The 11,166-nt window shown below is 51.4% G+C and carries 6 protein-coding genes and 2 pseudogenes; 7 read left to right on the forward strand and 1 reads right to left on the reverse strand.

From position 1 onward, the window contains the following. Window positions 1–184 precede the first annotated feature (184 nt). From HMPREF2872_RS01100 to HMPREF2872_RS01130, 7 genes and pseudogenes are all read left to right on the forward strand, one after another. Window positions 185–1,227, forward strand: a pseudogene (locus HMPREF2872_RS01100) (LacI family DNA-binding transcriptional regulator). A gap of 197 nt (window positions 1,228–1,424) precedes the next feature. Continuing rightward, a pseudogene (locus HMPREF2872_RS01105) lies at window positions 1,425–2,747 on the forward strand (MFS transporter). A 208-nt stretch (window positions 2,748–2,955) separates the two neighbouring features. Beyond that, entirely contained in the window at window positions 2,956–5,259 is a 2,304-nt protein-coding gene (gene parC / locus HMPREF2872_RS01110; RefSeq protein ID WP_070630563.1) for a DNA topoisomerase IV subunit A, read from the forward strand. 69 nt (window positions 5,260–5,328) lie between these two features. Next, a complete protein-coding gene (locus tag HMPREF2872_RS01115; RefSeq protein ID WP_070630565.1) occupies window positions 5,329–6,915 on the forward strand; it encodes a two-component system sensor histidine kinase NtrB in 1,587 nt (528 codons plus the stop codon). Then, window positions 6,908–8,536: a sigma-54-dependent transcriptional regulator gene (locus HMPREF2872_RS01120; protein WP_070630567.1), complete on the forward strand. Its 1,629-nt coding sequence runs from the start codon at window positions 6,908–6,910 to the stop codon at window positions 8,534–8,536. Before HMPREF2872_RS01115 ends, HMPREF2872_RS01120 begins: the two co-directional genes overlap by 8 nt. A gap of 48 nt (window positions 8,537–8,584) precedes the next feature. Next, window positions 8,585–9,337 carry a class I SAM-dependent methyltransferase gene (locus tag HMPREF2872_RS01125; protein ID WP_070630569.1) on the forward strand — a complete coding sequence of 251 codons (753 nt, stop codon included), beginning with the start codon at window positions 8,585–8,587 and terminating at the stop codon, window positions 9,335–9,337. Window positions 9,338–9,439: 102 nt separating this feature from the next. After that, window positions 9,440–10,123: a 2,3-diphosphoglycerate-dependent phosphoglycerate mutase gene (locus HMPREF2872_RS01130; RefSeq protein WP_003679823.1), complete on the forward strand. Its 684-nt coding sequence runs from the start codon at window positions 9,440–9,442 to the stop codon at window positions 10,121–10,123. 140 nt (window positions 10,124–10,263) lie between these two features. Here HMPREF2872_RS01130 and HMPREF2872_RS01135 read toward each other — a convergent pair whose 3' ends face one another. Then, window positions 10,264–11,055 carry a DsbC family protein gene (locus tag HMPREF2872_RS01135; protein WP_070630726.1) on the reverse strand — a complete coding sequence of 264 codons (792 nt, stop codon included), beginning with the start codon at window positions 11,053–11,055 and terminating at the stop codon, window positions 10,264–10,266. Window positions 11,056–11,166 lie beyond the last annotated feature (111 nt).

The following is an 11,166-nucleotide window of genomic DNA, read 5'->3' on the forward strand; positions in this document are numbered from 1 at the left end:
AGTTTAACAAATTTGGACAACTTTTGGGAGGTGGTAGGGGCGGTTTTGTTTAAGAAATGTATGCAAAATGCAATATAAACGGTTGATTATCATCAAGTTTCTGTAAAAAATGGGGTATGACACCGATGTCTGCTGTGTTATCCTATGTAACATTATTGAAATCTTGTCGGGGCGGGTCCGTAAGATGGCTACAATTTATGATGTCGCTGCTTATGCCGGGTATCTCCCAAGACGGTCAGTCGGGTGATTAACAGCGATGCGCCGGTCAGTGAGAAAACCCGTTCCAAAGTAGAAACAGCGATTGCTGCTTTGGGCTATATCCCGTCTTCTGCGGCGCGGATTATGCGGTCACACCGTTCCGGATTGGTCGGCCTGATTATCGGCGCCATTTCGCGGACAGGCGAGAATACGGGCGGGCACGGCATACCGGATATGTTCTTGATTAAGGGCATTCAGCAGCAGATTCGCGCACAAGGCAAGATTTTGATGATTGCCGACATCGATAATAAGCCGGGTCAGCCCGGTCAGATGGAGCCGCTGATCCGTACCTTTATGGAGCATTGTGCCGAGGGGATTTTATATGTGGCAGGTTTCCATCAGGAAGTATTGCTGCCGGAAGTGCCCAACCGTTGTCCGATGGTGTTGGTCAACTGTTTTGATTCGGCGGGTACGCCGGCGGTTTTGCCGGACGATGAAGCAGGGCAGTATGGCTTGGTGCGCCGGATTATCCAAAGCGGACACAAACGGATTGCTTATGTGACTTTGCAACCGGGCGTAGAAGCGACGCGTTTGAGATTGGCCGGATACCGCCGTGCTTTGGCTGATTCGGATATCGTCTTCGATCCTGATTTGGTGCAAACTGGCTATCCTGACTTCAGCAACGACAGCGGGTCTTTGATTTCGGCTATTTTGAAGCTGCTGTCTTTGCCGCTTCCGCCGATGGTAATTTGCTGCGGCAACGATGAAATGGCGGTGCGCGTGTACGGGATTTTGAGGACACGCGGCATGCGGGTTCCCGAGCAAGTTTCGGTTGCCGGCTATGATAACCACAGCGCGATTGCGGAGACGCTGTTTCCGCCGTTGACCAGTACAGAGTTGCCCTATTTGCGCATGGGCGCGATGGCGGCGGATTTGCTGTTTCAACACATTGAACACCCGACCGGCTCGGTTCAGTCAGTCAAGGTCGTTGGGGAAACCATCTGGCGTCAGTCTGTGATTAATAAATAGTTTCAGACGGCCTGAAAATAAACTTTAAACAATACAAACACACATCAAAATAAGAATCATGCAAACGGTCAAAATAAAGGCCGTCTGAAAACGGAGTTGCCTTAGTAAAAAGGGCAGCCCAAATATAATAAAAGCGTCATACCGCTGAAATTGGAGTTTGTTGTTTCCATAGTTTATTACCCAGGAGTAGCCTTCCTATGAAAATCTCCCCACAAGTGGCGATGACACTTCGCCAGATTATGCTGATGAACTTCGGTTTCTTCGGTATTCAATATAGCTTCGGGTTGCAGCAAACTGCGATTAATCCGATTTTTAGCTTTCTTCATGCCGACCCGAGCCAATTGCCGATTTTGAATATGGCAGGTCCGATTACCGGTTCGCTGGTGCAGCCGATGATTGGTGCGATGAGTGACCGCACTTGGGTGCCGGGATTGGGCCGCCGCCGTCCGTATTTCTTGATTGGCGCCATCGGCTGCAGCCTCTGTCTCTTTATTTATCCGCACGTTACCGCATTGTGGGTGGCCGTATTGCTGCTGTGGCTCTTGGACATCAGTAACAACACTGCAATGGAACCTTTCCGTGCCTTTATTGCCGATACTGTGCCCGAACATCAGCAATCTACCGGTTTCTTGATGCAGTCTGTGTTTACCGGTTTGGGTATTACCCTGGCCAACGTTTCCCTCTACATCTTCCAGCAAATCGGCTGGTTGCAACAAACTTCCGAAGTGGGTATTCCTTATTGGGTATTCGGCTCATTCTATATTGGTGCGGTTTGCTCTATCGGTTCGGTTTTGGTTACTGTTTTATCGACATCCGAACGCGAGCCTAGTCCTGCGGAAATGGCGGCTATTAAGGCGTAACCAAGTGGTCCGGCTCATGCTGTTAAAGATATTATCGTTGCTGTATGCGAAATGCCGACTGCCCTGTGGCAACTGGCTTTGGTGTATCTCTTCCAATGGTACGCACTCTTTATCTACTGGCAATATATTTCCCACAGTATCGTCCAATCCGTTTGGGATTCGACTGTTGAAAATACCGAAGCGTATAGTCAAGCGGTTGCATGGACCGGTTTGGTAAACGGTTTCTACAACGTTGTAACCTTTATCTCCGCCTTCGGCCTGATGTGGATGGCGCGCAAATATGCCGCCAAATATGTTCACGCCTTTGCCGTAACCCTTGCCGCGCTGGCCTTGCTCACCATTCCGCACATCGGCAACAAATACCTGATGTTTGCCCCGATGATTGGTTTCGGTGTCGGTTGGGCAAGTATGATGGGCGTGCCGTTTATGATTGTGGTCGGTTCTATTCCGAAAGAACGTTACGGCGTGTACATGGGTATTGTGAACATGATGATTGTGATTCCAATGCTGATTGAAACCGTATCTTTCGGCTGGGTGTACAAAACCTTCTTGGGTTCAAACCCTGCCAACGCGATGACGTTTGCCGGTGTTTTCCTCGCCATTTCCGCCGCGTTGACCTTAACCATTAAAACTGTGGCCAAACCGGCTACTGCAGAATAATGAAGTTTTGATTTAAAACCAAAATGAAAAGGCCGTCTGAAACATGAAATGGTTTCAGACGGCCTTTTTTGTCGAAACGGATTCCATTTGCTGACCTGATTCGGTAAGCCTTATTGTCGCTGCACTACCGTTCATCACTCAAATTGGCTATGACTACCGATTTTGCTTTACAATATCCTTCTTTAATTTATTTCGTTTTACCATCCTGATGACAGAACACATTTCCGCTCCAAGCCCATCTCCTATCGGCGAAGACTACCTGCTATTAGGTCAATACGCCGAACGCGCCTATCTCGAATACGCCATGAGCGTGGTTAAAGGCCGCGCGCTGCCTGAAGTTTCAGACGGCCAAAAGCCCGTGCAGCGGCGCATTTTGTTTGCCATGCGCGATATGGGTTTGACGGCGGGGGCGAAGCCGGTGAAATCGGCGCGCGTGGTCGGTGAGATTTTGGGTAAATACCACCCGCACGGCGACAGTTCCGCCTATGAGGCGATGGTCCGCATGGCGCAGGATTTTACCTTGCGCTATCCCTTAATCGACGGCATCGGCAACTTCGGTTCGCGCGACGGCGATGGGGCGGCGGCGATGCGTTACACCGAAGCGCGGCTGACGCCGATTGCGGAATTGCTGTTGTCCGAAATCAATCAGGGGACGGTGGATTTCGTGCCGAACTACGACGGCGCGTTTGACGAGCCGCTGCACCTGCCAGCCCGCCTGCCTATGGTGTTGCTCAACGGTGCGTCAGGCATCGCGGTGGGCATGGCGACCGAGATTCCGTCGCACAATTTGAACGAAGTGACGCAGGCGGCGATTGCGTTGTTGAAAAAGCCGACGCTGGAAACCGCCGACCTGATGCAATATATTCCCGCTCCCGACTTTGCCGGCGGCGGTCAAATCATCACGCCGGCGGACGAATTGCGCCGGATTTACGAGACAGGCAAAGGCAGCGTGCGCGTGCGTGCGCGTTATGAAATCGAGAAATTGGCGCGCGGACAGTGGCGCGTGATTGTGACTGAGCTGCCGCCAAACGCCAATTCCGCCAAAATCCTTGCCGAAATCGAAGAACAAACCAACCCGAAACCGAAAGCAGGCAAAAAACAGCTGAACCAAGACCAGCTCAATACCAAAAAGCTGATGCTGGATTTAATCGACCGCGTGCGCGACGAGTCCGACGGCGAGCATCCCGTGCGCCTTGTGTTCGAGCCCAAATCCAGCCGCATCGATACGGATACCTTCATCAACACGCTGATGGCGCAGACTTCGCTGGAAGGCAATGTGTCGATGAACTTGGTGATGATGGGGCTGGACAACCGCCCTGCGCAGAAAAACCTGAAAACGATTTTGCAGGAATGGCTGGATTTCCGCGTCGTGACCGTAACACGTCGTCTGAAATTCCGTTTGAACCAAGTGGAAAAACGGCTGCACATCCTTGAAGGCCGTCTGAAAGTCTTTCTGCACATCGACGAAGTGATTAAAGTCATCCGCGAATCAGACGACCCCAAAACCGATTTGATGGCGGCGTTCGGATTGACTGAAATCCAAGCCGAAGACATTTTGGAAATCCGCCTGCGTCAGCTGGCGCGTTTGGAAGGTTTCAAACTCGAAAAAGAATTGAACGAATTGCGCGAAGAACAAGGTCGTCTGAATATCCTTTTGGGCGACGAAAACGAAAAACGCAAGCTGATTATCAAAGAGATGCAGGCGGACATGAAGCAGTTCGGCGACGCGCGCCGCACGCTGGTGGAAGAGGCCGGACGCGCCGTGTTGACGCAGACCACCGCCGACGAACCCATCACGCTGATTCTGTCGGAAAAAGGCTGGATACGTAGCCGAGCCGGACATAATCTCGATTTGAGCCAAACCGCGTTCAAAGAAGGCGACCGCCTCAAACAAACCCTTGAAGGCCGTACCGTTTTACCCGTCGTCATTCTCGACTCATTGGGTAGAACCTACACGCTCGATGCCGCCGAAATCCCCGGCGGACGCGGCGACGGCGTGCCGGTTTCATCGTTAATCGAGCTGCAAAACGGCGCGAAGCCCGTCGCCATGCTCACCGGTCAGCCTGAACAGCACTACCTGCTTTCAGGCAGCGGCAGCTACGGCTTCATCGCCAAGCTGGGCGATATGGTCGGACGCGTGAAAGCGGGCAAAGTGGTGATGACCGTGGACAGCGGCGAAACCGTCCTGCCGCCGATTGCGGTTTATGCCTCCTCGCTCATCAATCCCGACTGCAAAATCGTACTGGCCAGCAGCGACCACCGCCTCTTGGCGTTTTCCATCGGCGAACTCAAAGTCATGCCTAAAGGCCGCGGTTTGCAGCTGATGTCGTTGGCCGATGGTGCATCTTTGGAACACATTATGGTGACGACCTCTCCTGAGTTTACCGTTGTATCGGTCGGCCGACGCGGTGCAGAATATCAGGAAAAACTGCGTATTGCCGATATTGACGGCAAACGCGGTAAAAAAGGCAAGGTATTGGAAATCTCAGGCCATCTGAAAAGTTTGTCCTGAAACAAGAACAAATATATCTAAATAAATTAAATTTATACGACATTGCATGATAATAAAAAAGGTTCACTTATGAACAGAGCCAATCTTCAAGAACTGGGTAATCTGAGGGAGCGGATTCCCGGTGTAATCAACATTGCCCGAATAGCCATCGTCTTACCGCTTTTGGTTTTGCACGCTTTCGGCAGCTACACGGGCGGCAACCTGATTGGCGTTTCGTTGCCGGACGTTGCGTTTTATATCTGGGTAACGCTGTATTTCTTCCTGATTATGCTCTCCGTGTTCCGTCCGGGCTGGCAGTGGCAGTCTTTGGATTTGCCCAATGCCAGCGCTGTGGTCGACATCACCATGATGATGGTTTTGGTGTATATCTCCGGCGGTACGGCTTCCGGTTTCGGGATTTTGGTTTTGCCGTTTGTCGCCACGTCGTGTCTGCTCAGTTATGGTCATTACCCCATGCTGTATGCAGGTTATACGGCAATGTTGTTTATTTTGAACCTGTTTTTAGACGGCAGTATGCGTTTTGATTCGTTTAATTGGGACGCGAAATCAATGGCGAATTCTTTGATGCTGATCGGCGCAGGCTATCTGGTGGCAATGTTGACATCGTTTGCCGCCCGTTATTTGGAGCAGGCTACAGAGTCCGCCAGCCGCCATCAACTGGCATACCGCCGTATCAGCGGCTTGAACCATTTGGTTTTGAACCGCGTTCAGGAAGCGGTTGTGGTGATTGATGCGACCCAACGCGTGTGGCTGTTTAACAAGCAGGCAAAAATCTATTTCCCCAGTCTGATTATCGATCAGCAGGAAATCGTGTTTGGCGAACTGGTCACACGCTGGCAGCGTCAACCCGACAAACCTTTTGAAACCGATATCCATATTTTCCAACACGCCATGCACGTCCGTGCCGTTCCGCTGATTCAGGAGCAAACCGAGCTGCTGATGTTGTACGTCCGCTCATTGCGTGAAGTGGCTGCGGAGGCCATGTCCACCAAGCTGACTTCGCTCGGACAGTTGACTGCCAACCTTGCCCACGAAATCCGCAACCCGATGTCTGCCATCCGTCATGCCAGCGATTTGTTGCAAGAGGGCAATGAGGCAGACGCGCTCAAGGCCAAGCTCTACAACATCATCGACAGCAATATCCAACGCATCGACAAGATGTTGGAAGACGTATCCCTGTTTAACAAACGAGACAACATCAGCCGCCAGCCGATTAATCTGATGAAATTCTGGTTGGAGTTCAAGCAGGAATTTACCTTGAACAATCCCGATGCCATCGGCTGTCTGCGCATGAATATGAACGGCAACAACCTGACCGTATTGGTCGATCCTATGCACTTGCAGCAAGTGATGTGGAACTTGTGCAACAATGCGTGGCGACACAGCCGTCAGGACGAAAACGCCATTACCGTCCTTATCCGCCCTAGCGGCAGGATGCATATTTCCATCGTAGTGGCGGACAACGGCAAAGGCGTGCCGCCCGATGTACGAAATCATTTGTTCGAGCCGTTTTACACTACCGAAAAACAAGGCACCGGCTTGGGGCTTTACGTCGCACGCGAGTTGGCACACGCCAATATGGGGCAGCTGCATTATCACCCTGAAATGAACGGGTTTGAATTGATTTTACCGAAGGAGCAAGCGCGGGATGAATAAATTGCAAGAGCCGGTTTTGGTTGTTGATGACGAGGCAGACATCCGCGACCTGATGGAAATGACCCTGATGAAAATGGGTCTGCGCGTCGATATTGCGGCTGGTGTTGAAGAAGCCAAAGACAAGCTGGGCAACAACGATTATTCGCTGGTGCTGACCGATATGCGTATGCCCGACGGCTCCGGCCTCGAGGTTGTCCAATACATCGACGAGTTGATGCTCGACACCCCCGTCGCCGTGATTACAGCCTTCGGCAATGCCGACCAAGCCGTTGAAGCCTTGAAAGCAGGGGCGTTTGATTATCTGCAAAAACCGATTACGCTGTCGCAGTTGCGATCATTGGTTAAATCGGCAGTATCGGTTTCAGACAATACTGCCGAACCCACGCCGTCTGAAAAAGTCAAATCGCAGCCTGCGCCAGTTTCTGCCGCCCTGTATAAACCCGAACCTCAGCCGGCCAAGCCTGTTGTTACGCCTCCTAAGAGCGTACAGAGTGAATTTAACCGACCTTTGACTGTTCCGGAAGGACTCAATTCCTTAAAAGAGCGTTTTTTGGCCAGTAACATCAATCCTGCTCTGCAACAAGACGCACCTATATTGGAAGGCGAGGACGATATGCCGCGCCTGTTGGGCACCTCGCCGCAAATGGTCGAAGTGCGCCACCTGATTCGCAGATTGGCCCACAGCCTTGTTCCCGTTTATATCTCCGGCGAGTCCGGTACGGGTAAAGAGCAGGCGGCGCGCACGATTCACGAACTGTCCGACCGTGCCGACAAACCGTTTATTGCCGTCAACTGCGGTGCCATTCCTGAAAACCTGATGGAAAGCGAATTTTTCGGTTACAAAAAAGGCAGCTTTACTGGCGCGGATCAAGACCGTTTAGGTTTTTTCCAACATGCTGACGGCGGTACTTTGTTCCTTGACGAAGTTGCCGATCTGCCGCTTGCCATGCAGGTCAAACTCCTGCGCGCCATTCAAGAAAAAGCCGTGCGCCGTATCGGCGATGCGCGGGAAACCCCTGTGGATATGCGCATTATTTGTGCGACCCATAAAAACCTCGAAGCTTTGGTTGAAAGCGGCGCGTTCCGTCAGGACTTGTATTACCGCCTCAACGTTGTCACCCTGCACATGCCGCCTTTGCGCGAAATGCGCGAAGACTTGGGCGCGCTGATTTTGTATCTGCTGTACAAACACCGTCACGGCAATCAAACCTACAAACTCAGCCCGAAAGCCCAAGAAGCCCTGTTGCATTACAGCTATCCCGGCAACTTCCGCGAGTTGGAAAACATCCTCGAGCGTGCTGTTGCACTGACGGTTGGCCAAGTGATACAAGTGGATGACTTGCAGATTCAAAACGCCCCACAGGTTAAGGCTGAACGCAGCGGCTTCTCTTTTGACGATATTGCCGAACCTGATGCACGCGAAACTACACTCAATCACAGCCCGATTCCGCCGTTTGATCCGCGGACCATGCAGATACAGGATTACCTCGACCAAGTGGAACGCAGCATCATCGAGCAGGCTTTGCAGCAAACCCGTTACAACCGTACCCAAGCCGCCAAACTTTTGGGCATCAGCTTCCGCTCTATGCGCTACCGCATGGAACGCTTGGACATCAATTAAAACGTTCAGACGGCCTGAGTTTTCAAGGCCGTCTGAAACATAAGCCTTATGTACAAGATTTATTTTGACGAAACTTCATCTACCGAACTTCGCAGCCTTGCCGCGCCTTTCGGGCTGACCGTTATCGACCGGCAGCCTGAAGAAGGCAGTTTCCTTATCGCTGACGAAAGCGGAATCAGCTTGTGCCGCGCCGGTGAAAAAGGCCGTGTCCGCGTTGATTTTGATGGCGGTGCCGCCCATTATCGGCGTACTAAAGGTGGAGGCGAGTTGATTGCCAAAGCCGTCAACCACACTACGCAACCGACTGTCTGGGACGCTACCGGCGGACTGGGGCGCGACAGTTTTGTGTTTGCCTCGTTGGGTTTGAAGGTACACACTTTTGAACAAAATCCCGCCGTTGCCTGTCTACTTTCAGACGGCCTCAACAGGGCAGGCCAAAGTGAAGAAACACGGGAGATTGCCCAACGCATTACTTTGCACTTCGGTAATGCCGTTGATTTAATGCAGGAATTGGCAACGCAAAACGGCAGACCCGATATCGTGTATCTCGACCCGATGTATCCGGAACGCCGCAAAACCGCCGCCGTGAAAAAAGAAATGGCTTACTTTCACGACTTGGTCGGCGCGGCACAAGACGAAGCCGAGTTGTTGGACGCAGCGTTGAATATTGCCAAAAAGCGCATTGTCGTCAAACGCCCACGCTTGGGCGAATTTCTCGACGGGCGCAAACCTGCTTATCAATACACAGGCAAAAGCACGCGTTTTGACGTTTACCTTCCGACAAGGCCGTCTGAAGACTAAAAGCAAACTTGCAACATATCAAAAGTAACCGCCGGCGTTATCAGCGCGGCGGCAAAGTGTGATATAAATACCCTTTCCCAAACTTCATTGGAGCAAACTATCATGGAATTAGTATTCATCCGTCACGGACAAAGCGAATGGAATGCGAAAAACCTTTTCACCGGCTGGCGCGACGTCAAGCTGAGCGAGCAAGGTTTGGCAGAAGCCGCGGCAGCAGGTAAAAAGTTGAAAGAGAAGGGCTACGAGTTTGACATCGCCTTTACCTCCGTTCTGACCCGTGCCATCAAAACCTGTAACATCGTTTTGGAAGAATCCGACCAACTGTTTGTTCCACAAATTAAATCATGGCGTTTGAACGAACGCCACTACGGTCAGCTGCAAGGTATGGATAAAAAACAAACCGCAGAAAAATACGGCGACGAGCAAGTCCACATCTGGCGCCGCAGCTACGATACCCTGCCTCCGCTGCTGGATCCTAAAGACCCTCACTCCGCCCACAACGACCGCCGCTATGCCAACCTGCCTAGCGATGTCGTACCTGATGGCGAAAACCTCAAAGTTACCCTTGAGCGCGTCCTGCCTTTCTGGGAAGACCAAATCGCTCCGGCCATCTTGAGCGGCAAACGTGTATTGGTTGCGGCACACGGCAATTCCCTGCGCGCTTTGGCCAAACACATCGAAGGCATTTCCGACGAAGACATCATGGGCTTGGAAATCCCAACCGGTCAGCCGCTGGTGTACAAATTGGATGAAAACCTGAAAGTAATTGAAAAATTCTACCTGTAAGGTAAAGGGAAAAAGGACGTGGCGGACACGTCCTTTTTTTGTATTTGTTTGTATTGAGGCCGTCTGAAAGCAATTGATGGCGGTCGGTATGAAAAAAGGACGCGTAAAGCGTCCTTTATGGAGATTAAACCTGAAAAGTATTACTGGTTTTTCTCGATGATTTCTTTGAGGTGAGGCATAGGGCTGTAACCGCTTTGGCTGCGGCCGTTAGGGAAGACCACGGTCGGCGTGCCGTTGAAGCCGAATTGTTCGCCCAATGAAGTGGTTTCAGAAACAGGGTTTTCGCAGTTTGCTTTGCCGCTTGGGAGTTTGCCTTTACGCATCCAGTCGATCCATGCCTGGGTCGGATTGGGTTGGCACCACAACAGCTCGGCTTTGCGCGCGGCATCAGGGTGCAGGCTTGGAATCGGCATCATGAAGGTATAAATCGTGATGTCGGTCATTTTTTCAAATTCATGCTCCAAGCGTTTGCAGAACGGGCAGTCCGGATCGGAGAAAACAGCGACTTTCAATTTGCCGTTGCCGCGAACTTCTTTGATGGCTTTGTCCAAAGGCAGCGAAGCGAAGTCGATTTTGTTCAAATCGGCGGCACGTTCTTCAGTCATGCTTTGGCGCGTGTTGACGTTGATGAGGTCGCCAACGAGCATATAGTCGCCTTTGGCATCGGTATAGATGATTTGTTTGCCGCTGACGACAACTTCGTAAATGCCTTTAATCGGTGTTTCATTGACGCTCAAAACTTTCAAATCTTGGGCGGCATAGACTTTTTCCAAACGCGCTTTCAAAGAAGCAGCAACGGATTTGTCGGCAGGCGCTTCCGCTTTGGCAGCAGGGGCAGGCGCCGCGTTGGCATTGGATACGGCAGGTTGACCGCATGCCAACAAAGGAAGGACGGTAAACGGTGTTAAGATCTTGATTAACTTGGTTTTCATGCGAGAGACTTGCGTGTGTTGAAAGTAAGGCATTGTATCAAACCTCTGTCATGTCTGCATTGTACTCAGGCTCAAATTATCGTCTGAAAATAGCTTTCGGCTGTTAAAATA

This window comes from Neisseria sp. HMSC069H12 (genome assembly GCF_001812735.1).
Classification (GTDB): domain Bacteria; phylum Pseudomonadota; class Gammaproteobacteria; order Burkholderiales; family Neisseriaceae; genus Neisseria; species Neisseria subflava.

What these genes read in the sequence shown, in the direction of transcription:
- parC (WP_070630563.1), top strand. Translation starts at nt 2,956, where the DNA reads ATGACAGAACACATTTCCGCTCCAAGCCCATCTCCTATCGGCGAAGAC.
- HMPREF2872_RS01115 (WP_070630565.1), top strand. Translation starts at nt 5,329, where the DNA reads ATGAACAGAGCCAATCTTCAAGAACTGGGTAATCTGAGGGAGCGGATT.
- HMPREF2872_RS01120 (WP_070630567.1), top strand. Translation starts at nt 6,908, where the DNA reads ATGAATAAATTGCAAGAGCCGGTTTTGGTTGTTGATGACGAGGCAGAC.
- HMPREF2872_RS01125 (WP_070630569.1), top strand. Translation starts at nt 8,585, where the DNA reads ATGTACAAGATTTATTTTGACGAAACTTCATCTACCGAACTTCGCAGC.
- HMPREF2872_RS01130 (WP_003679823.1), top strand. Translation starts at nt 9,440, where the DNA reads ATGGAATTAGTATTCATCCGTCACGGACAAAGCGAATGGAATGCGAAA.
- HMPREF2872_RS01135 (WP_070630726.1), bottom strand. Translation starts at nt 11,055, where the DNA reads ATGAAAACCAAGTTAATCAAGATCTTAACACCGTTTACCGTCCTTCCT.